22 protein-coding genes are annotated in these 25,426 nt (G+C 71.7%); 13 read left to right on the forward strand and 9 right to left on the reverse strand.

What is annotated here, in order from left to right:
* Positions 1-193 precede the first annotated feature (193 nt).
* From AB0C35_RS05530 to AB0C35_RS05565, 8 genes are all read left to right on the forward strand, one after another.
* Complete coding sequence (locus AB0C35_RS05530) at positions 194-1,417, forward strand: hypothetical protein (RefSeq protein WP_358450946.1); 1,224 nt, start codon at positions 194-196, stop codon at positions 1,415-1,417.
* Complete coding sequence (locus AB0C35_RS05535) at positions 1,414-3,870, forward strand: tetratricopeptide repeat protein (RefSeq protein ID WP_358450948.1); 2,457 nt, start codon at positions 1,414-1,416, stop codon at positions 3,868-3,870. The genes AB0C35_RS05530 and AB0C35_RS05535 overlap by 4 nt, the downstream gene beginning before the upstream one ends.
* Positions 3,867-5,189, forward strand: a complete 1,323-nt coding sequence (locus AB0C35_RS05540; RefSeq protein WP_358450950.1) for a protein phosphatase 2C domain-containing protein — start codon at positions 3,867-3,869, stop codon at positions 5,187-5,189. Before AB0C35_RS05535 ends, AB0C35_RS05540 begins: the two co-directional genes overlap by 4 nt.
* Positions 5,186-6,526, forward strand: a complete 1,341-nt coding sequence (locus tag AB0C35_RS05545; RefSeq protein WP_358450952.1) for a VWA domain-containing protein — start codon at positions 5,186-5,188, stop codon at positions 6,524-6,526. The genes AB0C35_RS05540 and AB0C35_RS05545 overlap by 4 nt, the downstream gene beginning before the upstream one ends.
* 2 nt (positions 6,527-6,528) lie before the next feature.
* Positions 6,529-7,410: an FHA domain-containing protein gene (locus AB0C35_RS05550; protein WP_358450954.1), complete on the forward strand. Its 882-nt coding sequence runs from the start codon at positions 6,529-6,531 to the stop codon at positions 7,408-7,410.
* Positions 7,407-8,924, forward strand: coding sequence for a hypothetical protein (locus AB0C35_RS05555; RefSeq protein ID WP_358450956.1), 1,518 nt, complete (start codon positions 7,407-7,409; stop codon positions 8,922-8,924). Before AB0C35_RS05550 ends, AB0C35_RS05555 begins: the two co-directional genes overlap by 4 nt.
* Entirely contained in the window at positions 8,912-9,808 is an 897-nt protein-coding gene (locus AB0C35_RS05560) for a glutamate ABC transporter substrate-binding protein (RefSeq protein WP_358450958.1), read from the forward strand. The genes AB0C35_RS05555 and AB0C35_RS05560 overlap by 13 nt, the downstream gene beginning before the upstream one ends.
* 174 nt (positions 9,809-9,982) lie before the next feature.
* Positions 9,983-11,200, forward strand: coding sequence for a hypothetical protein (locus tag AB0C35_RS05565; RefSeq protein ID WP_358450960.1), 1,218 nt, complete (start codon positions 9,983-9,985; stop codon positions 11,198-11,200).
* Here the strand turns inward: AB0C35_RS05565 and AB0C35_RS05570 are convergent.
* On the reverse strand, positions 11,164-11,823 hold the full coding sequence (locus AB0C35_RS05570; RefSeq protein ID WP_358450962.1) for a hypothetical protein: 660 nt from the start codon (positions 11,821-11,823) through the stop codon (positions 11,164-11,166). The two genes, AB0C35_RS05565 and AB0C35_RS05570, sit on opposite strands and share 37 nt — an antisense overlap.
* A 126-nt stretch (positions 11,824-11,949) precedes the next feature.
* On the opposite strand from AB0C35_RS05570, the gene AB0C35_RS05575 reads away from it, so the two are divergent.
* Positions 11,950-12,468, forward strand: a complete 519-nt coding sequence (locus AB0C35_RS05575) for a PH domain-containing protein (protein ID WP_358450964.1) — start codon at positions 11,950-11,952, stop codon at positions 12,466-12,468.
* A 19-nt stretch (positions 12,469-12,487) separates the two neighbouring features.
* Here the strand turns inward: AB0C35_RS05575 and AB0C35_RS05580 are convergent, their stop codons facing one another.
* The 6 genes from AB0C35_RS05580 to AB0C35_RS05605 form a co-directional block, all read right to left on the reverse strand.
* Positions 12,488-13,897 (reverse strand): FAD-dependent oxidoreductase, encoded by a 1,410-nt coding sequence (locus AB0C35_RS05580; RefSeq protein WP_358450966.1) that lies wholly within the window; start codon positions 13,895-13,897, stop codon positions 12,488-12,490.
* A gap of 52 nt (positions 13,898-13,949) precedes the next feature.
* The gene (locus tag AB0C35_RS05585; RefSeq protein ID WP_358451126.1) at positions 13,950-14,654 is read right to left on the reverse strand and encodes an ABC transporter permease; all 705 of its coding nucleotides are present in this window, start codon (positions 14,652-14,654) and stop codon (positions 13,950-13,952) included.
* A gap of 134 nt (positions 14,655-14,788) precedes the next feature.
* Positions 14,789-15,652 (reverse strand): ABC transporter permease, encoded by an 864-nt coding sequence (locus AB0C35_RS05590; RefSeq protein ID WP_358450968.1) that lies wholly within the window; start codon positions 15,650-15,652, stop codon positions 14,789-14,791.
* A complete protein-coding gene (locus tag AB0C35_RS05595) occupies positions 15,652-16,896 on the reverse strand; it encodes a spermidine/putrescine ABC transporter substrate-binding protein (protein WP_358450970.1) in 1,245 nt (414 codons plus the stop codon). Before AB0C35_RS05595 ends, AB0C35_RS05590 begins: the two co-directional genes overlap by 1 nt.
* Entirely contained in the window at positions 16,893-18,044 is a 1,152-nt protein-coding gene (locus AB0C35_RS05600; RefSeq protein ID WP_358450972.1) for an ABC transporter ATP-binding protein, read from the reverse strand. Before AB0C35_RS05600 ends, AB0C35_RS05595 begins: the two co-directional genes overlap by 4 nt.
* A 35-nt stretch (positions 18,045-18,079) precedes the next feature.
* Positions 18,080-19,513: a gamma-aminobutyraldehyde dehydrogenase gene (locus AB0C35_RS05605; RefSeq protein ID WP_358450974.1), complete on the reverse strand. Its 1,434-nt coding sequence runs from the start codon at positions 19,511-19,513 to the stop codon at positions 18,080-18,082.
* Positions 19,514-19,672: 159 nt separating this feature from the next.
* Between AB0C35_RS05605 and AB0C35_RS05610 the strand changes: the two genes are divergently transcribed.
* On the forward strand, positions 19,673-20,134 hold the full coding sequence (locus AB0C35_RS05610; RefSeq protein WP_358450976.1) for an Lrp/AsnC family transcriptional regulator: 462 nt from the start codon (positions 19,673-19,675) through the stop codon (positions 20,132-20,134).
* An 88-nt stretch (positions 20,135-20,222) separates the two neighbouring features.
* Positions 20,223-20,483 (forward strand): DUF1778 domain-containing protein, encoded by a 261-nt coding sequence (locus AB0C35_RS05615; RefSeq protein WP_358450978.1) that lies wholly within the window; start codon positions 20,223-20,225, stop codon positions 20,481-20,483.
* Positions 20,484-20,763: 280 nt separating this feature from the next.
* On the opposite strand, the gene AB0C35_RS05620 is transcribed toward AB0C35_RS05615, so the two are convergent.
* A complete protein-coding gene (locus AB0C35_RS05620) occupies positions 20,764-21,195 on the reverse strand; it encodes an HIT family protein (protein ID WP_358450980.1) in 432 nt (143 codons plus the stop codon).
* A 1,917-nt stretch (positions 21,196-23,112) separates the two neighbouring features.
* Between AB0C35_RS05620 and AB0C35_RS05625 the strand changes: the two genes are divergently transcribed.
* Complete coding sequence (locus AB0C35_RS05625; protein WP_358450982.1) at positions 23,113-23,766, forward strand: ATP-binding cassette domain-containing protein; 654 nt, start codon at positions 23,113-23,115, stop codon at positions 23,764-23,766.
* Positions 23,763-24,452, forward strand: a complete 690-nt coding sequence (locus tag AB0C35_RS05630) for a hypothetical protein (RefSeq protein WP_358450983.1) — start codon at positions 23,763-23,765, stop codon at positions 24,450-24,452. The genes AB0C35_RS05625 and AB0C35_RS05630 overlap by 4 nt, the downstream gene beginning before the upstream one ends.
* A gap of 110 nt (positions 24,453-24,562) precedes the next feature.
* Here AB0C35_RS05630 and AB0C35_RS05635 read toward each other — a convergent pair whose 3' ends face one another.
* Positions 24,563-25,390, reverse strand: a complete 828-nt coding sequence (locus AB0C35_RS05635; RefSeq protein WP_358450985.1) for a DUF1963 domain-containing protein — start codon at positions 25,388-25,390, stop codon at positions 24,563-24,565.
* Positions 25,391-25,426 lie beyond the last annotated feature (36 nt).

Genomic DNA, 25,426 nt, shown 5'->3' on the forward strand with positions numbered 1-25,426 from the left:
TTCGGGCACGGCCGGATCGGGTCGTGTGACGCAGTTGGGGAGCCCGGGGGACGATGATCGGTTACATGGTTGAGAACGCGACCGCGCATGGTGAAAACTTGGACACCGAAACGTGCTCAACTTGGGGGAAACGGGGCGGACATGGGCCATCGGCGGACCGGCCTTGAGTGACGCGCGCATGGGCCGGCCTCCGATGAGCCGTGACGAGGTGGACCGCACGCTGGCGCGCCTCCGCGACGAGAAGGAGCGCATCAGCACGGCACTGCTCGAACTGGAGGTCCACCAGGGCTACCAGTTACTGGAAGGGGCGGCACTGGACGGCGAGACGTTGCGCGTGCAGTCCGAAGTGCGTGCGGGCATGGCCTCGCTGTGGGGCCTGTTCGATCTCTACGGGCGGGCGCTGGGCGCCGCCGAGGATCTCCGCGCCCGGCACCCCAAGCCGGGGCAGGCGCAGCTCACCGAGCTCACCCGGCTGCTCGCCGGTCCGTCGGTCGAGCTGCCCGTCACCGAGGTGCCGCTGGAACGGCGGACGCTGCTGTCGGTCCCCTCAGGGGAGAAGCTGACGCTGCGGGCCGCGGTCGAGCGGATGACCCCGCTGTACGAGGAGGTCGCGCAGGCGGTCGCGGCGCTCGACACGGTCTGGTCGGCGCTGCTGTCGCGGCTCGCCGAGGTGGAGGCCGAGCGCCGGGCCGCGGAGGACCTGCTTCACTCCCTCGGCGGGGCGGAGCCCGAGCTCGACCGGCTCCGCGCCGAGCTCGACGCCGTCGCCGCCCTCGTGCGCGGCGACCCGATGGCGCTGGCGCGCGGCGACCGCGCCGACACCGGGCGGCTGGACGTGATCCGCACCGGCCTGGCGGAGGTGCGCCGCGGCCTGGAGGAGGCGGAGCGGGTGCGCGACGGGTTCGCCGACCGCCTCCGCGGCGTCGCCGCCGTCCTGGACCTGCTGCGCGGCACGGAGGCGGAGGCCCGCCGCCTCCGCGACGAGGTGCTCGCCAAGATCGCCTCACCGGTGCTGCCCGACCTGCCCGACATGTCCGCCTCCCTCGCCGACCGGCTCGCCGCCGTCGGCCGTCCGGGACAGGGTGCGGCGGCGGCGCGCGGCGGCGGCTGGACCGATCTGGCGGCGCGGGTCGCCGATCTGGAGAAGGCGGCGAACGGCGCGCTGGAACGCGCCCGCGAGACCGCCGGTGTGATCCGCGGCCTGCTGGACCGGCGCGAGGAACTGCGCGGCCGGCTGGAGGCCTACCGGGTGAAGGCCGCGAGGCTCGGGCACGCCGAGGACGCCGAGCTGGCCCGGATCTACGACCGGGCCCGCGGAATGCTGTGGACCTCTCCCTGCGATCTCCGGAAGGCGACCGTGACGCTGTCGGAATACCAGCAGGCCATCAACGCGCGGGCGAAGGGAACGAATCGATGAGCCAGTGCGCCGAGCCGGGCTGCGGCGGAACCGTCGACGGCGGATACTGCGTCCTATGCGGCGTGGCCGCCTCCACGAGCCCGCCGTCCACCCCTCCCCCGCAGCCCGCTCCTACCCCGCCGAACGGGTGCATGCAACCCGGCTGCACCGGGACCATCTCCGACGGCTACTGCGACGTCTGCGGCAATCCCCCGGCGAGCGCCCCGAGCGTGCCCGCCCCGCGCCCTCCGGCCGCCGTGCCCGACGACGGGTGCCGCCAGCCGGGCTGCACCGGGACGATCATGGACGGCTACTGCGACGTGTGCGGCTCACCGCCCGCCCACACGACCCTCACGTCCCGCGGCGGCACCGCGGGCACGGCCGGAAGCTCCGCCACCGGCGCCACGCGGACGGGCAGCACCCGAACCGGGTCGGCGCGCTCCTCCGGACGCCGCGGAATGCTCGGCGCGGGGCTCGTCGAGGTGCCGCGCGTCCCGTACCGGGACCCGTCCACCGCGGTCATGAGCAACCCGCAGGTCGCCGAGGGCAAGCGGTTCTGCAGCAACTGCGGCGAGCAGGTCGGCCGGGGACGCGGCGACCGGCCGGGACGCACCGAGGGATTCTGCGCCAAGTGCGGCACCCGCTTCTCCTTCACCCCGAAGCTCAACCCGGGCGACCTCGTCGGCGGGCAGTACGGGGTGCTGGGCTGCCTCGCCCACGGCGGCCTCGGCTGGATCTACCTGGCCAAGGACAGGAACGTCAGCGACCGGTGGGTGGTGCTCAAGGGCCTGCTGGACAGCGGCGACGCCGACGCGATGGCCGCCGCGGCGGCCGAGCGCGCCTACCTCGCCGAGGTCGAGCACCCCAACATCGTCAAGATCTACAACTTCGTCCAGCACGACGGCGACGGCTACATCGTCATGGAGTACGTGGGCGGGCAGTCCCTCAAGGACATCCTGCTCCAGCAGCCGCAGGCGCGCGGCGAGAAGCACCTCCCCCTCCCGCAGGCCATCGCGTACGGGCTGGAGGTGCTGCGGGCGTTCGAGTACCTGCACGCCCAGGGCCTCGTCTACTGCGACTTCAAGCCGGACAACGTGATCCAGTCCGCGGAGGAGCTCAGGCTGATCGACCTCGGCGGCGTGCGGCGGCTGGACGACCCGGACGGCGCCATCTACGGCACTGTCGGCTACCAGGCCCCGGAGATCGCCGACGACGGTCCGTCCATCTCGTCCGACCTCTACACGGTCGGCCGCGCGCTGGCCGTGCTGAGCTTCCCGTTCCGGGGCTACACCAGGACGTACGTCGACTCCCTTCCGCCGCGCGCGGAGATCCCGCTGCTCCAGCGGTTCGAGTCGTTCGACCGCTTCCTGCGCCGCGCCACGCACAAGGACCCGGCGGAGCGGTTCCAGGACGCGGGGGAGATGGCCGAGCAGCTCACCGGTGTGCTGCGCGAGGTCCTGGCCGCGCAGGGCGGTGCGCCGCCTCCGGCGCCGTCCGGGCTGTTCGGGCCGGAGCGGTTCGCGACGCGGATGGCGGGCGGCGAGTCGGACGAGTCCGCGCTGCCGCCCGTCCCGCCGGCCGTGGCCGCGGCGGCGCTGCCGGTGCCGCTGGTCGACGGGTCCGACCCCGCCGCCGCGTTCGTCTCGGGGCTGTCGGCGCTGGAGCCCGAGCAGGCCGCCGAGGCGGCGGCGAACGCCCCGGTCCGCACCCCCGAGGTCAAGCTGGCGCAGGCCCGCGCCCAGATCGAGCTCGGCCGCCCCGACGAGGCGGGCGGGCTGCTGGACGAGGTCGCCGCCGACCGCCCCGGGGACTGGCGGATCGACTGGTACCGCGCGGTCGCGCTGCTCTCCCAGGGCCACGTCGACGCGGCCGAACCGCGCTTCGACCGGCTGTACGGGCTGCTGCCCGGCGAGGCGGCGCCCAAGCTGGCCCTCGCCTACTGCCGCGAGCCGAAGGCGCCGGCCGAGGCGGTCCGCCTGTACGAGATGGTGTGGCGGACCGACCAGAGCTACATCAACGCGGCGTTCGGCCTCGCCCGCGTCCATCTGGCGGCGGGCGACCGGCGCGCGGCGGTCGCCGCGCTCGACTCGGTGCCGAAGATCTCGATCCGGTACGTGCCCGCCCAGGTGGCGGCGGTCGCGACGGCGGTGCGGGGCCGTCCGGCGGCGGAGCTGACGGCGGCCGAGCTGGTCGCCGCGGGCGGGCGTCTCACCGCGCTCGACCTGGACGCCGAACGCCGCGACCGGCTCGCCGCCGAGGTCCTGGAGGCCGCGCTCGACTGGCTCCTGGACGGTCCCGGCGCCACGGGCGGTGCGCAGGGCGGCTCCCTGCTCGGCTCCCCGCTCGCCGAGGCGCCGCTGCGCCAGCTGCTGGAGGGGACGTACCGGGAGCTGGCACGGCGCACCAGGGACCGGGACGAATGCCGCCGGCTCGTCGACTCCGCCAACGCCGTACGCCCGAGGACGCTGCTGTGACAGACGATCAGAACGGGGCGGACCCGGTCGGGGCCAAGGCGGCGGAGCTGTCGTGCCCGTCCTGCGGCGAGATGGTGTATCCGGGGGAGATCTTCTGCGAGGAGTGCGGCCACCGGGTCGCCGACGCGCCGCCCGCCGAACAGGCCGGCACGGGCTCGGCGGAGGGACGACCTGACGCCACGATCAGGCAGAGCTCGTCGTCCGCGGGCCGGCGGGCGGGCGGGCGGCCGTGCCCGGGCTGCGGCGGGACGGCGATCGACGCGGACGGCTACTGCGAGACGTGCGGGCTGCGCCAGCCCGCGGAACGCGACCACGTCGAGATCGAGCTTCCGGCGGCCGGCGACGGGAACGGGGCCCGGCCGGTGATCGCGGCGGGCGCGAGCGATCGCGGCCGGCGCTACCCCCGCAACGAGGACGCGCTCGCCATCGCCGCCCACTCCGCCGGGGTCGCCGCCGTGGTGGCCGACGGCGTCGGCTCCTCGCAGCGTCCCGAGGACGCCTCCCGCACGGCCGCCGACACCGGCGCCGCCGAACTGGTGGCGCTGCTCGACTCCGGCGAGGACCCCGAGGACGCCACCCGCGGCGCGGCGCTCAGCGCGGCCGCGGCGGTCGCCGCGCTGGCCACGTCGCCGTCCGACGCGCCGTCGTGCACGTACGTGTCGGCGGTGACGCGCGGCCCTGCCGTCACCGTCGGCTGGATCGGCGACAGCCGCGTCTACTGGCTGTCCGCCGACGGCGCCGTGGACCCCGGCGAGGGCGGCGCGGACGGCGCGCGGGAACCGGGCCCGGACGAGGCGGCGGGCCCGGACGAGGCGGAGGTGAGCACCGGCGACATGGCCGAGCTCGGCCCGTCCCGCCGGCTCACCGAGGACGACTCGTGGGCCGCGTTCATGGTCGCCCAGGGCTCGCTGACCGAGGCGGAGGCCGAGGAGCACCCCAACGCGCACGTCATCACGGCGTGGCTGGGCGCCGACGCCGGGCAGGTCAGCCCGCACGTGGCGACGTTCCGCCCGGCGGGCCCCGGCACGCTGCTGGTCTGCAGCGACGGCCTGTGGAACTACTTCCCGGCGGCCCGCGACATCGCGGCGCTGCTGGCCGCCGGCCCCGGCGCCGTGAACGGGACGGGCGGTCCCGCACCGGATCCGGGGCACGACCCGGCGGCCGACCCGCTCGGCGTCGCGCGGGCGCTGGTGCGCCACGCCCTGGACGCGGGCGGCCGAGACAACATCACGGTCGCGGTGATCCCGCTGCCGTCCCCCACCGCCCCGCAGAGCCGCATCCATGAGAGCACCCCGCAGAGCACGGAGCAGCCCCGATGAGCGAGCAGCCACAGTTCACCGTCAAGATCGACCAGAACAAGTTCCTGCCCGAGGGCGGCCGCGAGGTGCACGCCATCGTGTCCGTGGAGGCGACCGCCGAGGGCGGCGTCGCGGCGGCGGCGTCCACCGCGAAGGCGTCCGAGGTCATCATCATCGACACCTCGGGCTCGATGTCCTACCCCGACACCAAGCTGCGCGCGGCGGTCGCGGCGGCGCAGGTCGCGATCGACACGCTCCGCGACGGCGTGGAGTTCGCGGTCATCTCCGGATCCAACACCGCCTCGATGGTCTACCCGCAGCACGGCGGCCTCGTCGCCGCCGACGCGCAGAGCAGGCAGAAGGCCAAGCGGGCGCTGAACGGACTGAAGGCGTCCGGCGGCACCGCGATCGGGTCGTGGCTGCGGCTGGCCGACGAGCTCTTCGACGACGACCGGGGCGGCATCCGGCACGCGATCCTGCTGACCGACGGCAAGAACCAGCATGAGACGCCCGAGGAGCTCGACGCGGTCCTGTTCCGCTGCGGCGGCCGGTTCGTCTGCGACTGCCGCGGCGTCGGCACCGACTGGGAGGTCGCCGAACTGCGCAAGATCGCGTCCGCGCTGCTCGGCAGCGTCGACATCGTCGCCGACCCGGCGGGCCTCGTCGCCGACTTCCAGGCGATGACGGAGGCGGCGATGGGCAAGGCCGTCGCCGACGTCGCCCTGCGGGTGTGGACGCCGCAGACGGCGAGCCTGCGGTTCGTCAAGCAGGTCATGCCCTCGGTGGAGGACCTGACCGGCAAGCGCGTCGAGTCGGCGCCGCAGGCGGGCGACTACCCGCTCGGCGCGTGGGGCGCCGAGAGCCGCGACTACCACATCTGCGTGGAGGTCCCGCCGGGCGAGATCGGCAAGGAACTGCGCGCCGCGTGGGTCAAGCTGGTCGTGCCGGGGGCGCCCGGCGAGGAGGCGCAGGTCCTCGCGAGCGGCAACGTCCTCGCCCAGTGGACGGACGACGAGGTCCAGTCCACGAGGATCAACCCGAGGGTGGCGCACTACACCGGGCAGGCCGAGCTGGCCTCCGTCATCCAGGAGGGGCTGCAGGCCCGCAAGGACGGCGACCTCGACACCGCGACCGCGCGGCTCGGCCGGGCGGTGGTGCTCGCCGACGAGGCCGGCAACGACGCGATCACCGCGATGCTGCGCAAGGTCGTGGACGTCGTCGATCCCGCGACCGGCACCGTCCGGCTCAAGCGCAACGTCGACAAGGCCGACGAGATGGAGCTCGACACCCGTTCCAGCAAGACCGTCCGGACACGTAAGGACGAGACCCTGACCACTCCGCGCCCGGGCAAGCACTGAACATGGCGAACTGCCCCAACGGACACACCTCACAGTCGCCGGACTACTGCGACGTCTGCGGCGAGCGCGTCAGCGCCGCCTCGTCCGGCCCCGGCTCCGGCTCCGGCCCGGGCGCCTCGCCCGGCCCGCCCGTACCGCATGCCCCGCCCGCCCCGCCCGGCGGAGGCACCGGCGGCGGAGCGACGGCCTGCCCGGACTGCGGGACGCCCGGTACCGACCGCTTCTGCGAGGCGTGCGGCTACGACTTCGCCACGGGCGGCGGCAAGCCCACGCCGAAGACGGCCCCGGCGAGGCCGTCCCAGCCGGCAGCACACGTCCCGGGACCGCCCGGCCCCGGGCCAGCACCCGGTCCTCCGCCGCCCGCGCCTCCCGTCCCGCAGCCGCCCGTCCCCGCCCCGCCGGTACCGGCACCGCCCGTGCCCGCGCCTCCGGTGCCGGCTCCGCCGATCCCCGCGCCGCCCGTCCCCGGGACGGCCTGGACGGCGGTCGTGACGGCCGACCGCGACTACTACGACCGGGTCATCGCCGAGGAGGGCCCCGACTCGGCGTCGCTCACGTTCCCGCCGTACGCGCCCCCGAGGAGCATTCCCCTCGTCGGACAGCAGATCCGCATCGGCCGGCGCAGCTCCTCCCAGCCGTCCCCGCCCGAGATCGACCTGCGCGAGCCGCCCGAGGACCCCGGCGTCTCCCACGTCCACGCGGTCCTGCTGGCCAAGCCGGACGGCACCTGGACGCTGGTCGACCCCGGATCCACCAACCGGACCTGCATGAACGGGTCGACCGAGCCCATCCCCTACAACGTGGAAGTCCGGCTCTCCGACGGAGACAGGATCCACGTGGGCGCATGGACCACCATCACCATCACCCGAGGCGAGGCGACATGACGGCCGTTCAGCCGGCTCCCGCGACGGGCCGGCAGCCCGCCCCCGCCCCGCAGCCGGGCCCGCCCGACCGGCGGCGCCCGTCAGGGCTGCTCAGGCGGGCCCCCGGCGCGCCGCCGTCGCGTGTCGCCAGGATGCTGCCGCGCACGGTCGCGACCCGCCTCCGGACGCTGACGGCGCTGGCGATCGTCCTGCTGGTGGCGCTGCTGGCGATCACGTGGGCGGCGATCGCGAACGCGCGCGATGGCGTGCGGGTGATCGGGCACGACGCCGGCCCGCAGGTCGTCGCGACCGGCGACCTCTACTTCCAGCTCACCGACATGGACTCCCAGCTCGCCAACGCGCTGCTGATAGGCGGCGCGGCGGGCGACGGCCGCGAGAAGGCGCTGGCCCGCTACGACGACAACCGGCTGAAGGCGGGCGACGCGCTGCTCAAGGCGGCCAAGCTCGCCGACGAGAGGACCGAGGAGAACACGGCCCGCGACGTGCTCGACGCGCTGGGCCGCTACGAACGGCTCGCCGGGCAGGCCCTGATGCTGGACCGGCAGTCCGACCGCGCGTCCGGCCCGCCGTCCAAGGAGGTCATCGACCTTTACCGGCAGGCGACCGACCTGATGAAGCTGGATCTGCTGCCCAAGGCGTACAACCTCACGCTCGACAACGGCACCCTCGTCCGGCACACCTATGAGGACAAGCGGTCGGCGGTCCTCAGCGGGCGCACGTGGATCATCGCGATCGGGCTGGCGCTGCTCGCCACCCTGGCCGGTTTCCAGTTGTACCTGTCCAGGCGTTTCCGCCGGCTCATGAACATTCCGCTGGCGCTGGCCACGCTCGGCTCACTCGTCCTGGTCGTCGCGGGCGCCACCATGCTGTCCGGTCAGGCGGACCATCTCCGCAAGGCCAAGGAGGACGGCTTCGACTCGATCCTCGCCCTCGCGCGGGCACGCGCCATCAGCAACAGCGCGAGCGCCGACGAGACCCGTTTCCTCCTCGACCCGGAACGGGCCGACGCCTACGAGCAGGTCTATCTGAGCAAGTCCCAGACCGTCCTGTACCTGAAGGCCGGCAATCTGACCGAGTACAACCAGGCCGTGCAGAACAAGCTGTCCTGGGAGCCCGGACGTGCGCCGTTCCTGGGCTTTCTCGGCACCGAGGCCAACAGGCCCACGGAGCCTGGAAAGGAGCGGGCCGAACTGGTGGACGGCCTGAACAAGGTGCTGCGCGACTACCAGAAGGTGCAGGCGAACGACCGGCGGATGAGGGACCTCGTCCACAACGAGCAGGGCGCCCAGGCCGTGGCCGCGCGCAATACGGCCGCGGCGGACTTCGCCAAGTACGACCGGTCCCTGCAGGAGCTGATCGGGATCCACCAGAAGGCGTTCGACGAGGCCGTGAAGGACGGGGACGACGGGACGAGCGGCTGGTACGCCGTCCTCCCGGCCGCGGGCGTCATCATCGCCCTGCTCGTGCTGGTCGGAGTGCGTCCCCGCCTCGCGGAGTACCGGTGGTCGAGGTGACGACACCGGCCGCACGTCCCGCCGGCTCGGTGAAGCGGGCGGCGGCGGCGGTGCTGGCGGCGGCGTCGGTCGTCGCCGCGGCGGCCTGCGGCACGGCGGACGCCGCGGCGGGCTCCCTCGTCGGCGAGGAGTTCCTCACCATCGGCGTCCAGACGGACCAGCCGGGCCTGGGCCGCCAGATCCCCGGGGCCGTGTCCGGCCGCTACGACTCCTACGACGGCTTCGACGTCACGGTGGCCAAGGAACTCGCCAGGAATCTGGGATTCCCCGCCAGGAAGGTGTCGTTCTCGCCGGTGCCTTCGGAGAAGCGTGAGGAGGCGATCGTGTCCGGTGAGGTCGACCTCGTCGTCGGCAGCTACTCGATCACGCCCGAACGCAAGACCATGGTGGGGTTCGCGGGGCCGTACTACGTCGCCCACCAGGACATCCTCGTCCGCAAGGCCAATCCCGCCTCGATCCGGAACCTGCACGATCTCGGCGGAAAACGGCTCTGCTCGGTCGCGGGGTCGCAGTCGTTCCACCGCGTGCGCACCGAGCAGAGCGTCTCCGCGGTGCCCGTCCAGGCCAAGGGGTACACCGACTGCCTGAACAAACTGATCGCGGGCGAACTCGACGCCGTGTCCACCGACGACCTGATCCTCGCCGGCCTCGCCTCCATGGCGGCCAAGACGGGCGACTACATGAAGCTCGTGAACGAGCCGTTCTCGGACGAGCGGTACGGCGTCGGCCTCGAGAAGGACGACGTGGACGGCTGCGAGGCCGTGAACGAGGCGATCACGAAGATGTACCAGGACGACACGGTCCGGCTGCAGCTGAACCGATGGTTCGGCCCCACCGGGCTTGAACTCACCACCACCGTCCCGCAATTCGAAGGCTGCATCTGAACCGGCCGTCACCGACGGCACGGAATTGCTCACGGAATGGCGTGAGAAGGGCCGTGAGACCGGCCGGTCACTGAGATCAGTCGGTTACGTAAGTTCCGGTCGGCCCGCGTGATCGTAAGTTATGGTCGCGATCAAAACCCGGTCCGGTAATCACCGTCACGCCCGAGGAGTGCAATGACGACGGTCATCCTGGTGGTGATGTGCGTCGTGGTGGGGGCGCTCGAACTGTACGCGGGCAAGCAGAGCCGGGATCAGTCGAACGCCTTCACCCGCCGGATCGACGAGCTGAACGAGCAGGTCACCAAGCAGAACAACGTCCTGGTCACGGTGGGCGAGCAGCTCACCGCCGAACTGTCGCGGGTCAAGCAGGACGTGCTGCCCGCGCTCGACACCCGGCTGCGGCAGAACACCGGGCAGGTGGAGGAGCTGGCGGGCCTCGTCCACCAGGCCGACGACTTCCTGCGGACCCAGGCGGGCCGGCTGCGCGACCTGGAACAGCAGCGGATCACGCTCGCCGCGCTGCGCCGCAAGCTCGGCGACGTGGAGACGTCGGTCCGCGCCGTCACCCGGGCGGGCGGCGACGAGGTCGAGGGCAAGGTCGACACCGCCCTCGACCGGCTGGCCGACCTGGAACGCGGCGGCGAGGAGATCCTGGCGCTGCAGCGCACCCTCACCCGGACGCTGGAGGACGTCGAGGACGTCGTCGCCGAGCTGCTGCAGTTCACCGAGGGCGAGCTGGACGAAACCGTCACGGCGGCGCTCACCGGCCGTCCCCGCGCCCACGGCGACGCCGTCACCGCCACCGGGCGGCTGTGGACGCGCGACGACCAGCTCGACGACATCCTCGGCGAGATGTACGAGCGGTGCGTGCGGGCGAGCCGGCTGAACGTCCGCTTCCGCACGGCCGAGGGGTCCGACGGCCCCGCGCCCGGCTCCCCCGAGCGCCGCCGGTACTTCCTCGGCGGCCAGGCCGCCGAGGACCTCGCGGGGTCGTTCAGCGCGCTGCTCATCTCGACCGGCGCCGACCTGCCGCGCAACGGGCTGCGCAACGGCCTGCAGGAGGGCGCGCCGGGCGGCGGGTCCAGACGCGGGCCGGCCAGGGTCGAACCGGGCGTCCCGCCGGGCGTCGAGCCGGCCCGGCCGCCCGAGGACGAGGCGGCCCTCAAAGCCCTGCTGCGGACGCTGTCGGAGTGTTCGGGCGCCGTCGCGCAGATCGGCCCGCTCATGGCCGTCAGGACGCGTGAGGAGCTCCTGTGCGCCGTGCTGACCGCCGCGCAGTCACTGGAGCTGGAGAGCGACGAGGTGTTCTGGGACCCGGCCGCCGCGACCGTCCGGCTGCGGCGCCTGCCGTCCCATCAGCTGTGGGACCTCACCGGCTGGGCCGCCCCATAAGGCGTGGCGCCCCCGTAGACCCGCACGGTCCGCTCCGCCGGGCCGCCAAGCCGCACGTACAGCGGGCAGGTGAGGTCGCGCGTCACCGGGTCGACCTCCGCGCAGAGCCCGATCCCGGCCGCGCGGTCGAGGAACACCGCGTTCTCCACCGCCCGCGCCCCCCGGACCGCGTACGGGACGGAGTCGGCGTCGCCGGTGTCGAACAGCTCCTCGAACGTCAGCCGCCGCGCGAACCGCATCAGCCCCCCGGCGTCCACGACGCGGCTGCCGATCGCCGCCGCCGGGCCCGCGACGACGATGCCGAAGCTCGGGTTCTCCCGGCCGCGGACGTAGATCTCCCGGTCGGGCTCCAGCCCCTTGCGCCGGTCGGGGACCTGCACACCGAACCCGGCGTCGCCGTTCAGGTACGCGGGCGGCCCGAACCCGGGCGCCGCACCGTCCCGGACGCGCAGCGCGCCCGCCGGCATCTCCCAGCCGGGCAGGTACACGCCGAGGCCCCGCAGCAGCAGCCGCCAGATGGGACGTCCCGTCACGTCCGGCGCGAACTCGCCCCGCGCCCCCCGCGTCCCGCCCGCGTCCGCCCGGCCGTGCGGCTCCGCCGCGGGCTCCCTGACGCCGTCCATGCCGATCATCATCAAGCCGCCGATCCCCCTTCGACAAGGCCCCGAATCCCTTACCGCGCGGCCCCTGCGGCGGCGGGACCGCGTCGGCTACCGTTGGACCAACCGGATCATGACGAGGACGCCGCCGTGAATCTGCAGGACATGATGGTGCAGCACGACAACTCGTCGCGCACCGTCGACAAGTACCTCATGTCCCATGAGGGGCGCGTCATCGCGGTCCGCCGCCACCCGGCGGTCCTCATCCCGCCGGTCGCGATCGTCGTCGCCGGGCTCGTCCTGTGCGGCGCGGCGGGCGCGGTCGCCGGCCTGATGTGGATCTGGTGGCTCTGGCTGCTCACGATCGGCTACCTGCTCTGGAAGGTCATCGCCTGGTCGCTGGAGTTCTTCCTGGTCACCGAGCACCGGGTGATGGTGATCAAGGGGGTGCTCAACCGCAGCGTCGCGATGATGCCGCTGTCCAAGGTCACCGACATCACACTGAACCGCTCCATGGCCGGGCGGATGCTCGGCTACGGCGAGTTCGTCACGGAGTCCGCGGGCCAGAAGCAGGCGATCCGCAACATCGGGTTCATGCCGTACCCGGAGCAGCTCTACCTCGAGGTGTCGTCCGTCATCTTCGGCACCATCGACGAGTCCCCCGACTAGCCCTCGAGTTCGCCGCCGATCAGGAGTCGAAGCCCAGGCCGAGGCGGTCCAGGGTGCGGAGCCAGAGCCCGCGGCGTCCGGCGTTGCGGTCCGCGCGGGCGATCTCGCGGCGGGTCAGTTCGATGACGCCGTACCGGAACGGCTCCGGCGGAAACGGGACGGGCTTGGAGCGCACCATCTTCAACCGTGTCCGCTCGGTCTCCTCGCCGGGCGCCAGCCCGACGTGCAGAAGGTCGAGCATGACGTCGGCCCCGAAGCGGGTGGCTCCGACACCGAGGCCGGTGTAGCCCGCCGCGTATGCGAGCCTGCCGTCGTAGGCCGTCCCGAAGAACGCGCAGAAGCGGCTGCACGTGTCGACCACACCGCCCCACGCGTTGGTGAAGCCGACGTCTTCGAGCTGGGGGAACGTGCTGAAGAAGTGCCGGGCGAGAGTCGCGTACGTCGCGGGGCGGCGTTCCAGGTCGGGACGGAGCCCGCTGCCATAGTGGTAGACGGCGTCGTAGCCGCCCCACAGGATCCGGTCGTCCGCGGTGAGCCTGAAGTAGTGGAACTGGTTGGCGCTGTCACCGAGTCCCTGACGGTGCTGCCAGCCGATGGCCTTGCGCTGGGCGGCGGTGAGCGGTTCGGTGACGAGGGCGTAGTCGTAAACGGGGACGACGAAGCCCCGAACGCGCCTCAGAAGCGACGGATACGGGCCGGTGCCGAGGGCGACGCGCCGGGCGGTGACCGTCCCGTGCCGGGCGGCCAGCCGCAGCCCGCCACCGTCGGAGCGCAGACCCGTGACGCGGGTGTTCTCGAAGACGCGCACGCCGAGGGAGCGGCAGGCGTCCGCGAGGCCCCAGGCGAGCTTGGCGGGATGCACCATCGCGACGGCGTCGCGGTCCCACAGCCCGGCGAGGAAAGCCGGCGAGTCGACCTCGGCGCGGACGGCGTCGGGGCCGAGGAGAATGGGCTCCCAGCCGAGTTCGTACGCCTTCTCCGCCTCCTCTTCGAGCGCGGGGACCTGCCACTCCTCGGTCGCGACGCTCATCTCGCCGGTGGGTTCCCACTCCGCGTCGATGCCGTACCTCGCCAGTGCGTCGGCGATGGCGCGCAGGTTGTCCCAGCCGAGGCGTTCGAGCGTGTGCATGTCGTCCGGCCAGCGTCCGAGGCCGTTGTCCAGCCCGTGGGTGAGGCTCGCGGCGCAGAACCCGCCGTTGCGCCCGGACGCGGCTCCGCCGATCCGGCCCGCCTCCAGGACGACGACGTCCAGGGACGGGTCGCGTTCCTTCGCGAGCAGGGCCGTCCACAGGCCGCTGTACCCGCCGCCGACGACGGCGAGGTCGCACGTCCGCGCACCGGCCAGGGCGGGGCCGGCTTCGGGACGGGCCGGGTCCTGGAGCCAGAACGGCTCCGGACCGGCGTCCGCGAGCGCCTTCACCACGTCCACGTCGTCCTCCGCTCCCCCACGATGATGCCTCTGCTCCGTCGCCTGCGGTCCATCAGCGGGACGCGCGGAACGTGCGCCGCGCCGAGAGGACCGCGATCACGACGCCGACCGCGAAGATGAGCGTCCCCATCACGTTGACCTGCGGCGGCGTCCCGGTCCTGGTCGAGCCGTAGATCCACAGCGGGAACGTCACGGTGGCGCCGCTGGTGAAGTTGGTGATGATGAAGTCGTCGACGGACAGCACGAAGGCGAGCAGCGCACCCGCCAGCACCCCCGGCATGATCATCGGCAGGGTGACGAGGCGGAACCGCGTCCACGGCCCCGCCCCGAGGTCCTGCGCCGCCTCCTCCACCGCGGGGTCGAGGCCGACGACGCGGGCGCGGACGGTCACGGCCACGAACGCGACGGAGAACATCACGTGCGCGACGAGGATCGTCAGGTAGCCGCGCGGCAGGTTGAACGTGACGAACATCGACAGCAGCGACGCCCCCATCACGATCTCCGGGCAGGAGATCGCCATGAACAGCAGGAGGTTGGTCGAGCCCTTGCCGCGGAACCGGTACCGGCCGAGCGCGAGGCCCGCGAACGTCCCGAGGACCGTGGTGATGAGGGTGCTGAGCAGCGCGATGGTCAGGGAGTTGACGACGGCGGCGGTGAGGTCGCTCCTGTCGAACAGCCGCGCGTACCACTTGAGCGTGAAGCCCTGCCAGCGGAAGTTCTGCTTGCCCTGGATGTCGTTGAACCCGAACAGGATCATGATCGCGATGGGCAGGATCAGCCAGGCGATCAGCAGCAGCGTGTACAGGTGCAGGCCGGAGATCCGCGTCCAGCCTCTCCGGCGCGTTCGCGGCGCGGCGGGACGTTCCGGCGCGGCCTTCCCGAGTGTCGTCGTCATCGTCTCGCCGCCTCCAGGACGTCCTGCGTACCGAGGGTGCGCGCGTAGAGGAAGATGCCGACCAGCAGGATCGCCATCAGCGTGAACGACAGCGCCGACGCCGTCGGGTAGGCGCTGTTGTTGAAGTACTCCGTCTGGATCACGTTGCCGATCATGGTGTTCTGCGGGCCGCCGAGCACCTCGGCGTTGACGTAGTCGGACGACACCGGCACGAACGTCATGATCACGCCGGCGAACACGCCGGGCAGCGACAGCGGCAGGATGATCCGCGCGAACGCCTGGACGCGGCTCGCGTACAGGTCGTAGGCGGCCTCCACGACGCGCGGGTCGATCCGTTCCAGCGCCACGTAGATCGGCAGAAGCATGAACGGGAGGAAGTTGTAGGTGAGCCCGGACACGACCGCGACGCCGGTGTCGAGCAGGTGGAAGTCCTTCGGGAGGATGCCGTGGTTGCGCAGCGGTCCGAGTATCGGGCCGTTGTCGGTCAGGACGAGCTTCCAGGAGACCGTCCGCAGGATGAACGACACGAAGTACGGAAGCAGGAGCAGGAACAGGTACGTCGACTTGTGGCGGCCGCCGCGGAACGCGATCCAGTACGCGGCCGGGTAGGCGATCGCGATGCAGGCGACCGTCGCCAGCAGCCCGTACCAGAGCGACCGGACGAACTTGTCGCCGTAGGTGCTCAGGCCGTCCGCGTAGTTCTGCCAGTGGAGCGTCTGCCGGAACCCGTCGATGAGGTTCCCCGTCTGCAGCGACAGCGACACCATCAGCACCATCGGGACGAGGAAGAACGCCGCCAGCCACAGCCCGCTCGGCAGGATCATGAGGTACGGGGCGAGCCGCCCCCGCCCTCGCGCCATCACGAGCCCTTGGAGATCGGCTCGAAGATCTTCTGGTACTCGGCCTCCTCCGCCTGGGTGAGCCGCCGGTAGTGCCGCAGCCGGGCCAGATCGGCCTCCGTCGGGAAGATCAGCGGGCTGGTGCTGAGCCTGGTCAGGTCCTTCTTCTCCTCGCCGGCCGCCTTCGCCGCCTTCTGCGCGAGGATCCGCTGGGTCGCGGGGACGGGCGGCATGTAGTTGATGTACTCGGTCAGCGGCGCGTTGTTCGCCGGGACGTAGAGCCAGTCCATGAGGGTCAGCGCGTCGACCGGGTTCTCCGCGGTCTTCGGGATGCACAGGTTGTCGGTCCAGATCGTGCCGCCCTCCTCGGGCACGACGAACTTCACGTCCGGGCTCGTCAGGCTGTAGACGTCGCCCGACCACGCCATCGTCAGCCACACGTCGCCCTTGCTGACGGCGTCGACGTAGTCCTGGCTGTAGTACTTGCGGACGATGCCGCCGTCGCGCTGCTCGCGCAGCTTGGCGGCGGCCTTCTCCCAGTCGGCCTTCGTCGACTTCTCCGGGTCGATGCCGAGCAGGAACATCCCGAAGTTCCCGAGTTCCTGCGAGTCGCCCATCATGCCGACCCGGCCCTTGTACTTGGCGTCGAACAGCTGGGCGATGCCGGTGATCTCGTCCTTGACGTACTTCGTGTTGTACGCGATGCCGGTGATGCCCGACTCGTACGGGACCGTAAAGGTGTTGCCGGGGTCGTAGGACGGGTTCTTGAAGCGCGCCCCCGCGTTGGCGGCGAAGTTCTTCAGCCTCGAATGATCGAGCGGGGCCAGGTAGCCGAGCTGGCGGGCCTTCTCCAGCTGGATCCCGTTCGTCATGACCATCAGGTCGAAGTCGATGGACTGCCCCGCGGCCAGCGGCGCCTGGATCTTGCCGAACCACGGGCCCATCTCCTGGATGACCTCCTTGTAGGTCACCTTGATGCCCGTCTCCTTCTCGAACGCCTTGATGGTCTCGCGGTCGTCCTGCATGTATCCCGGCCAGTTCGCCCAGTTCAGGCTGCCGTTCTTGACCTTGCCCGACCAGTACTCCTGGACGTCGTTCCTGCTGACCTTCTCCTTGCCGCCCTGCCCCTGCACCCCGCAGGCCGACAGGGCGAGACCGGCGCCCGCGGCGCCCATCAGCCGCAGGACGTCCCGGCGGGACGCCTCGGAGAACGCGGAACGCGGCCGTGTGAGTCCGCGCAGGAAGGCGGGGTCGATGTGGCTCACTGGGGGGCTCCTATGGCGTACGAGTGGCGCGGATCCCACGACAGCCAGACGCTGTCGCCGCGCACGGCGATGTCGTCGGCGGACGTGGCGTTCTGCAGGAACACGACGACGTCGGCGCCCGCGGAGGTGGTGATGTTGTAGTTCGTCGACGTCCCGAGGTAGACGACCTCGGTCACGGTCCCCCGGACGCCGCACAGATCGTCCTTCGGCTTCGCCATCCCTATGCCGATCTTCTCGGGACGGACGGTCAGCTCTAGCCGCTTGCCCGCCGCGACGTCCAGGCCGTCCCGCACGGGCACCTCGATGCGGCCGTCCGGCCCGTAGGAGATCACCGCGCTCTCCGGCCCGGTCTCGGTGACCTCCCCGCCGAGCAGGTTGGACGTCCCGATGAACCCCGCCACGAAACGCGTCGCGGGATGCTCGTAGATCTCCCTCGGCGTGCCCAGTTGCTCGATCAGCCCGTCGTTCATGACGGCGATGCGGTCCGACATCGTCAGCGCCTCACCCTGGTCGTGCGTCACGTACACGAACGTGATGCCGACCTCCCGCTGGATGCGTTTCAGCTCCACCTGCATGGCCTGGCGGAGCTTCAGGTCCAGCGCGCCGAGCGGCTCGTCCAGCAGCAGGGCGCTGGGCCGGTTGACCAGCGCCCGGGCGAGCGCCACCCGCTGCTGCTGGCCGCCGGACAACTCGGCGGGACGGCGCCGCTCCCGTCCCGCCAGGTCGACGATGCCGAGCATCTCCGCGACCCGCCGCGTGATGTCCGCCTTGGGGACGCCGCGCCGGCGCAGGCCGAACGCGACGTTCTCGAAGACGCTCATGTGGGGGAACAGCGCGTACGACTGGAACACCATGTTCACGTCGCGCCGGTTGGGGGGCACACCGGTGACGTTCTTCCCGTGCAGGTGGATCTCGCCGGCCGTCGGCTCCTCGAAGCCGGCGATCATGCGCATGGTCGTCGTCTTACCGCAGCCGGACGGGCCGAGCAGCGAGAAGAACTCCCCCTGCGCGATCGTCAGGCCGATGCCGCGGACCGCTGCCACGGTCTCGCCATAGGCGTGGTAGGCCTTCTCCACTCCCGTGAGCTCGATGGCGGGAACTGCGCGCCCCTGATCGTCGCGTGCCGGGGCGGGCTGGGTCTCGGTCATGGCCGGGTTCCTTCACGGACTCGGTTCGGCGGTGCTCAGCCGCCGATGTAGTGCATGACGTGCTTGACTCGGGTGTAGTCCTCGATTCCGTACATCGACATGTCCTTGCCGTAGCCGGAGTGCTTGAAGCCGCCGTGCGGCATCTCCGACACCAGCGGGATATGGGTGTTGACCCATACCGCGCCGAAATCCAGGGCCTTGCTCATGCGCATGGCACGACCGTGGTTCTGCGTCCACACACTGGCGGCGAGGCCGTAATCGACGCCGTTGGCCCACTCGATGGCCTGCTGTTCGTCCGTGAAGCTCTGGACGGTGATGACCGGTCCGAACACCTCGTTCTGGACCATCTCGTCGTCCTGCTTGAGGCCTCCGACGACGGTCGGCGCGAAGAAGTAGCCACGGTCCCCGACACGCCCGCCACCGGTCAGGACCCGTGCGTGGCTGGGCGCCCTGTCGATGAACCCCTGGACGCGTTCAAGCTGCCCTTGGCTGTTCACCGGCCCGTAGAAGGCGTCGGTGTCACTGGGAGGACCGACCACGGTTCCCTTGGCCGCCTCCGTGAGCGCTTCGGTGAAATCCTCGTGCAGCCGCTCTGCGACCAGGACACGCGTCGCGGCCGTACAGTCCTGCCCTGCGTTGAAGTACCCGGCCTCCGCGATGCCCGCCGCCGCCGACTCGATGTCCGCGTCATCGAACACGACCACCGGAGCCTTGCCGCCCAACTCCAGATGGACGCGCTTGAGGTCCTTGGCCGCCGCCGCGGCGACCTCCATCCCCGCCCGCACGCTCCCGGTGATGGACACCATCTGCGGTGTCGGATGCTCGACCAGGGCCCGTCCCGTGTCCCGGTCGCCGCAGACCACGTTGAACACGCCGGGCGGCAGGAACTCGGCCGCGATCTCGGCCAGCATCAGCGTGCTCGCCGGCGTCGTCTCCGATGGCTTGAGCACAACGGTGTTTCCCGCCGACAACGCCGGCCCGATCTTCCACACCGCCATCATCATGGGGTAGTTCCAGGGCGTGACCTGCGCGCACACACCCACCGGCTCCCGCCGGACCGAAGACGTGTGGTCCGCCATGTACTCACCGGACGCCCGGCCCTCCAGCACACGCGAGGCCCCCGCGAAGAACCGGAGGTTGTCCACCATCGCGGGCATTTCCTCGTCCAGGGTCATCTGGAGCGGCTTGCCGGTGTCGCGGCTCTCCACCGCAACGATCTCCCTGGCCCGCGCCTCCACCGCGTCCGCGAACCGCAGCATCGCGAGGCTCCGCTCCCCCGGCGTGGCGTCCCGCCACGCGGGGAACGCCTCGGCGGCCGCACGGAACGCCGCGTCGACGTCCTCGGCACCGGACACGGGCGCCTCCGCGTACGCCTCACCGGTGCTGGGGTCGGCCACCTCCAGCATCCGCGCGTCCTTGGCGTCCACGTACCCGCCGCCGATAAAGTTGCGCAGCCGCTCGCCACTCATGCTCAGGTCCCTTCTGGGCACCGCCGTGCCCTGTTGGCCCGACCCTTACAGACGATTCCCTCCAGTACAAGTGATTCCGTTGTTACGATCGAGTTTCACAACTAATTCACTTGACCCAGCAGCCTCATACCCTCGATGCCGCAGCTAGGAGACCCACCGATGGAACGCGCAGCCCGCGTCCAGCTGGACGAGACCGCCAAGCAGATCATCGAGCAACTCCAGCAGGACGGCCGCCGCTCCTACGCCGCCATAGGAAAGGCCGTCGGGCTCTCCGAGGCCGCCGTCCGCCAGCGCGTCCAGAAACTCCTCGACACCGGCGTCATGCAGATCGTCGGCGTCACCGACCCCCTCATGCTGGGCTTCTCCCGCCAGATGATGATCGGCGTCAAGTGCGAGGGCGACCTGGAGAAGATCGCCGACGAGCTCGCCGGCCTCGACGAGATCGACTACGTCGTCATCACCGCCGGCTCGTTCGACATCCTCCTCGAACTCGTCTGCGAGGACGACGAACGCCTCCTCGAACTCCTCGGCCGCATCCGCGCCGTCCCGGGCGTCGTCTCCACCGAAAGCTTCGTCTACCTCAAGCTGCGCAAGCAGACCTACTCCTGGGGCACCCGCTGACGGCACCCGGCGATTCTCCTTCTCAGTGGGGATGTTCTGACAACACCTCCCGGCGTACTTTTAGATGCCGCAAGGAAGGAGACCGGCCATGTCTGAGTCGGTTCGCCAGGACCTTCCCGCCAGCCAAGCCGACGACCACATCGCCTTCCGGACATCCGCGGAACAGATCCTCGTGATCCGTAAGGCGGCCGAGCTGATCGGCTGGACGGTCACCGACTACGTCCTGTCCGCTGCCCTGGACCGGGCCGAACGCGACCTGTACGAACACGCCGCCGCCCTGGAGGCCGCGGCCCCCGCCGACCCCGACCCGACCGACCCCTACGTAGCCCTACTACTGGCCCTGACCTGACCCACTCACACAGCCCAAAGCGCACCACCCACCCAGTACCACCACGGCAACACCACCGACCCATGCCAGCTCGGACCGTCGTGCTCGTTCGAGGCATCATGCCGATCCGCGACGTCAAAACGATCCGGGACGCCATACCGGTCCGGTGCGTCAAGGCGATCCGGGGGGTCATGACGTGTGGGTCGGGACGCGACGGTGACGCGATTACTGCGCGTGGTTCATCGACTCTCGCGTCAGATGACAGGGCGCCGCTTCACACCTGTGCGATCCAGCCACGCCATCATGCTGGGCCGGCGACGGCGCCGGACAGGCGCGCTGCGTACTCGGCGGCTTCGGCATCCGAGTCGTATTTCTGACGCGGCCAGAAGAACCCGCGGAGCCCGTCCTTGCGGTTGCGCGGCACCACATGAACATGCAGGTGCGGAACGCTCTGACTGATCCGGTTGTTCATCGCCACGAACGACCCGGCGGCACCGAGCACCGACTCCATCGCCACCGCGAGCCGCTGCGCATGCCCGAAGAACGAGCCGAGCGATTCGGCGGGCAGGTCGGTGAGCGTCTCGATGTGCGTGCGCGGAACCAGCAGCGTGTGCCCCTTGAACAGCGGCCGCATATCCAGGAACGCCACCACGTCCGGCGCGTCCATCACCACATGCGCGGACCGCTCCCCCTCAACGATCTCGCAGAACACACAACCCACCGCACCACCCATACCGACATTCTCCCCGCCTCTCCCACCCCCCGACCACCCAAACCCGCCCACCCGACACCAAGCACGGAGCGCGGGACACAAAGCGCAGCCACGAAGCACAGGAAACCGGCCACCGGGAAGCGCGGCACGGACCTAGCGGCATGCACCCTCGAGCGCGGACCTCACGGCACGGACCTCACGGCACGGACCTCACGGCACGGACCTCACGGCACGGACCTCGAGCGCGGAGCGCGAGGCGCGGACGTCGCGGCGCGGACGTCGCGGCGCGGACCTCGAGCGCGGAGCACGGAGCAAGGGACATGAAGCGAGGAGCGCGAGGCGAGGAGCGCGAGGCGCGAGGCGTAGGGACCGGGGTCACAGCACGGAGAGCCGGGCGACGAAGTGCGGGGGCGGGGCACAGGAGGCGCGGCACGGAGCACAGGGCACGGGGCCCGAAGCACCGCATTAGGGCGCGCGGCACAGAACGCGCGGCACGCGGCACAGAACGCGCGGCACAGGACGTGAAGCGCGCGGCGCGGCCACGGAGCGCAGGGCAGAGGGCGCGGCACGGGGCGCGGGACGCGGGGCACGGGCGCGGAACACGGGCGCGGAACACGGGCGCGGAACGCAAGGCGCAGGGGGCGCGGGGCGCGGCACGTGGCATGGGGGCTCGCCTTGGGCACGTGCCGCGAAGCGCGGGCGCGGGGCGCGGAACACAAGGCACAGCGGGCACGGCGGGCACGGCGGGCCAGGCGGGGACGCGCGACGCGTGGCGCCGGGTGCGGGACACGGGCGCGGGGGCGCGCGGCGCAGGGCACAGGAGGGCGGGCGCGGGCATGGAGCGCGGAACGCAGGGCACAGGAGCCACGGCACGCAGCACGGGACGCGAAGCGCACAGCACGGGACGCGAAGCGCACAGCACGGGACGCGAAGCGCACAGCACGGGACGCGAAGCGCACAGCACGGCCACGGAGCGCAGGGCACAGAGGGCGCGGCACGGGACGCGGAGCGCGGGAACAAAGCGCTGGGCACAGGAGCGCGTACACGGGCACGGAATGCAGGGGCACAGGAGCCACGGCACGCGGCACGAGACGCGAAGCGCACGCACGGGACGCGAAGCGCACGCACGGGACGCGAAGCGCACGCACGGGACGCGAAGCGCACGCACGGGACGCGAAGCGCACGGCACGGGACGCGGAGCGCACGGCACGGGCAGCGGAGCGCAGGGCACAGAGGGCGCGGCGCGGGACGCGGGGCGCGGGAACAAAGCGCTGGGCACAGGAGCGCGTACACGGGCACGGAATGCAGGGGCGCAGGAGCCACGGCACGCGGCGCGGGACGCGAAGCGCACGGCAAGGCCGCGGAGCGCACGGCACAGAGGGCACGGCACGGGACGCGGGACCCGGGACGCGGGCACCGGGCGTCGGACGTCGGACGCGAGGCACGGGGCGCCGGGTCGCCAAACGTAGGCGCGGGGCGCGGAGCACGGGCCACGAGACGCGGGCACCGGGCGCGGGGCACGGGGCGCCGGGACGCCAAACGTGCGTGCGGAGCACGGGCACCGGGCGCGGGAGGCGAAGCGTGGCACGGAGCGCGGGACGCGGAGCGCGGGGCACGGGACACGGGTGCGGCACGCGGCACGGAGCGCGGGACGCGAGGCACGGAGCGCCGGGACGTCAAATGTGGGTGCGGTGCGCCGAACGCGAGGCGTTGGGGGCACGGCGCGCGGCATGGGGCGCGGAGCATGGGCACGGAGCGCGGGGGTGCCGGGGGTGCGCGGCACGGGGTTAGGGGCCGGGTGACGGGGGCGCTGGAGGGCAGGGTGGGGGTTGGTGGTTAACGGGGTTCTTACGTGTGGGGCGCTAGTCTGCGGGTCTCATGCGGTTGGAAGGTGTGGCCTTTCGTTACCGCCGGCGGAGTCCCTGGGTGCTCAGGGACGTGACGTTGTCACTCCCTCCCGGCGGCGTCACCGAGGTGACCGGACGCAACGGCGCCGGAAAGTCCACCTTGCTACGCGTGATCGCCGGCCTGCGCAGGCCGCGCAGAGGCGTCGTCAAGGACAGACCCGGCCGGGTGGGATACGCGCCCGAGCGCTTCCCGGTGGACCAGCCGTTCACCGTCCGCGCCTACCTCGGCCACATGGCCGCGATACGCCGCGTCCCCGCTGATGCCGTCGGCACATGGGTGGAGCGGCTCGGGTGCGGTCACCTCCTCGATGTGCGGCTCCCCGAGCTTTCGAAGGGCAGCGCGCAGAGGGTCGGGCTCACACAGGCCCTCATGGGCGCCCCGGATCTCCTCATCCTGGACGAGCCGTTCGCCGGACTGGACGCGGCGACACGCGACGCGTTGCCCGCGTTGATCTCCGAACTCGCTGCCGGAGGCACCACCGTGGTCGTCAGCGACCACCAGCGCTGCATCGAAGCCCTCCCCGGCATCGACCGGCTGCACGTGGCCGACGCAACGGTCACTTACCACCCGTCCGCTGGGACCCCATGGACCCTGCTGGAAGTCGAGGTCCCCGAGGACGAGGCCGATACCGTGGAGACCAAGCTGCGCGCGGACGGCTACCGGGTGCGAAGGCCCGAGCGATGATCGCGCTCGTCCGGTTTCAGGTCGCGGGCTACGTCCGCTCGCTGCGCGTTCTGCACCCTCTGATCGTCGTGGCGCTGGTCGTGGTGCTGGTCCTCGCCCATGGCCCGGGCGGGCCGGACGCCGCAGACCTCGCCGTCGGGACGCTCGGGGACGTGGCGGCGTTCATGTTCCCGATATGGGCATGGGCGGCGCGCGCCCTCCTCGACACGCAGCCGGACGAGCAGCGACTCCTGACGGCCACCGCGGCACGCCGCCCTTCCATGCCAACGTGGGCCGGGCTGCTATCGGCCTACAGCGTGAACGTTTGCCTGAGCGTCGTCGCATTGGCGGTTCCTCTCATGCAGGCGATTCAGGTGGGTTCGCCCGGTCACGCCATCCTGATGGGTTGTGTTCTCAACCTCCTGGTCGCCGTCCCGGCCACACTGGTGGGCGCGTGGACGAGCAGGGCGCTGATCCCCGATCCCGGTATCTCCCTGCTCACCCTTCTTGGCGCTGTCACGGCCCTGGTGCTCCTCGGCATCGGACGGTTGGCCTGGTTCTCCGTCCCGATGATCGAGTGGCTCCGCGCAGCGCATGCCGGCCCCCGCGAGTTCACCTCGGACTTCCCCTCCATCGCCCTCCACTTGGCACTCTGGTCCGGGATCGTCGGCGCCGCCTACATCGCAGTCGCCCGCCAGCGTCCCTAACCCCCTCAGTGCGCCGACAACGCCCGCCACCGCCCCCAATCCCCCCACGCCGCCAACATCGCGCCACCCCCGGCGCCCCTGATGCGGCCAAGCACCTGACGACTGGTCCCTCATATGGCTTGGAGGGTCAGCCAGGCTTGTTCCAGGGGGTCGTCCGGGCGGGCGCAGAAGTAGACGCGGCCGGGGTCGCCCCAGTACCAGCCGAGACGGTGGTCGGAGTCGAGTTGGAGTAGGAGGCGCCAGTCCTCTACGGCGCGTTCTTCGTCCGGGGACAGTGGCGGAGGGCCGAGGGTGTTCAGGGGACGTCCCGTCGAGGCGTACAGGCAGTCGGGGCCGATCGGGCGCTGGACGAGGGTCGGCCAGCCGCCCAGTTGGTGAGCGGGCAAGTCGTTGGGCCAGCTGTGCTGCAACCAGACGGCGTGCAACTGCTCGTAGACAGGCAGGAAACCGGTGTAGACGGCCTCCAGGCGGCGCACGGCGGGTTCCTGGGGTGAGGGCAGGGAGAGGAAGGGGGTGGCGTGGAGGCGCGTTTGCGGATACGTCAAGGCGCCGGATGGCGGAGCGGCTCCTCTGAGGTCACCGGTGAAGATGCGCCAGCCGTCCCGCTGCGTGGCCGCGTCGCCCCAGGGGCGGGGTGTTTCGCTCGCGTAGTAGAACGCGGCCTTGCCGGACGTCGGGACGCCGGCGATCTCACCGAAGCGGACGAGGCCGGCGAAGTCGATCGCGCCGAGGAAGTCGAGGGGACGGCCGTTCCACTGCGGCCAGGGCTCGCCGGCGGGCAGCATCGGGGCGCCGCCGAGGTGGACGGGCACGTCGCCGTCGGGACCGAGCCGCAGCGCCGGCCTGGTCAGGGACACGAGGGCGGCGATGATCTCAGGGGTGAGGAAGACGGCGAAGAGGGACCGGAGCCGGCGGTAATGTGCCGCGAGATGTTCCATGCACGTAGCGTTGCGCGGCGGGGCAGCGGCCCGCCG

Origin of the sequence: Spirillospora sp. NPDC048819, from assembly GCF_040650055.1 — a bacterium.
In the GTDB taxonomy this organism is placed as follows: Bacteria; Actinomycetota; Actinomycetes; order Streptosporangiales; family Streptosporangiaceae; genus Spirillospora.

Coding starts and splice junctions, on each gene's coding strand:
- AB0C35_RS05530 (WP_358450946.1), top strand. CDS start 194: ATGAGCCGTGACGAGGTGGACCGCACGCTGGCGCGCCTCCGCGACGAG.
- AB0C35_RS05535 (WP_358450948.1), top strand. CDS start 1,414: ATGAGCCAGTGCGCCGAGCCGGGCTGCGGCGGAACCGTCGACGGCGGA.
- AB0C35_RS05545 (WP_358450952.1), top strand. CDS start 5,186: ATGAGCGAGCAGCCACAGTTCACCGTCAAGATCGACCAGAACAAGTTC.
- AB0C35_RS05550 (WP_358450954.1), top strand. CDS start 6,529: ATGGCGAACTGCCCCAACGGACACACCTCACAGTCGCCGGACTACTGC.
- AB0C35_RS05555 (WP_358450956.1), top strand. CDS start 7,407: ATGACGGCCGTTCAGCCGGCTCCCGCGACGGGCCGGCAGCCCGCCCCC.
- AB0C35_RS05565 (WP_358450960.1), top strand. CDS start 9,983: ATGACGACGGTCATCCTGGTGGTGATGTGCGTCGTGGTGGGGGCGCTC.
- AB0C35_RS05570 (WP_358450962.1), bottom strand. CDS start 11,823: ATGGACGGCGTCAGGGAGCCCGCGGCGGAGCCGCACGGCCGGGCGGAC.
- AB0C35_RS05585 (WP_358451126.1), bottom strand. CDS start 14,654: ATGATCCTGTTCGGGTTCAACGACATCCAGGGCAAGCAGAACTTCCGC.
- AB0C35_RS05590 (WP_358450968.1), bottom strand. CDS start 15,652: ATGGCGCGAGGGCGGGGGCGGCTCGCCCCGTACCTCATGATCCTGCCG.
- AB0C35_RS05600 (WP_358450972.1), bottom strand. CDS start 18,044: ATGACCGAGACCCAGCCCGCCCCGGCACGCGACGATCAGGGGCGCGCA.
- AB0C35_RS05605 (WP_358450974.1), bottom strand. CDS start 19,513: ATGAGTGGCGAGCGGCTGCGCAACTTTATCGGCGGCGGGTACGTGGAC.
- AB0C35_RS05610 (WP_358450976.1), top strand. CDS start 19,673: ATGGAACGCGCAGCCCGCGTCCAGCTGGACGAGACCGCCAAGCAGATC.
- AB0C35_RS05615 (WP_358450978.1), top strand. CDS start 20,223: ATGTCTGAGTCGGTTCGCCAGGACCTTCCCGCCAGCCAAGCCGACGAC.
- AB0C35_RS05620 (WP_358450980.1), bottom strand. CDS start 21,195: ATGGGTGGTGCGGTGGGTTGTGTGTTCTGCGAGATCGTTGAGGGGGAG.
- AB0C35_RS05630 (WP_358450983.1), top strand. CDS start 23,763: ATGATCGCGCTCGTCCGGTTTCAGGTCGCGGGCTACGTCCGCTCGCTG.
- AB0C35_RS05635 (WP_358450985.1), bottom strand. CDS start 25,390: ATGGAACATCTCGCGGCACATTACCGCCGGCTCCGGTCCCTCTTCGCC.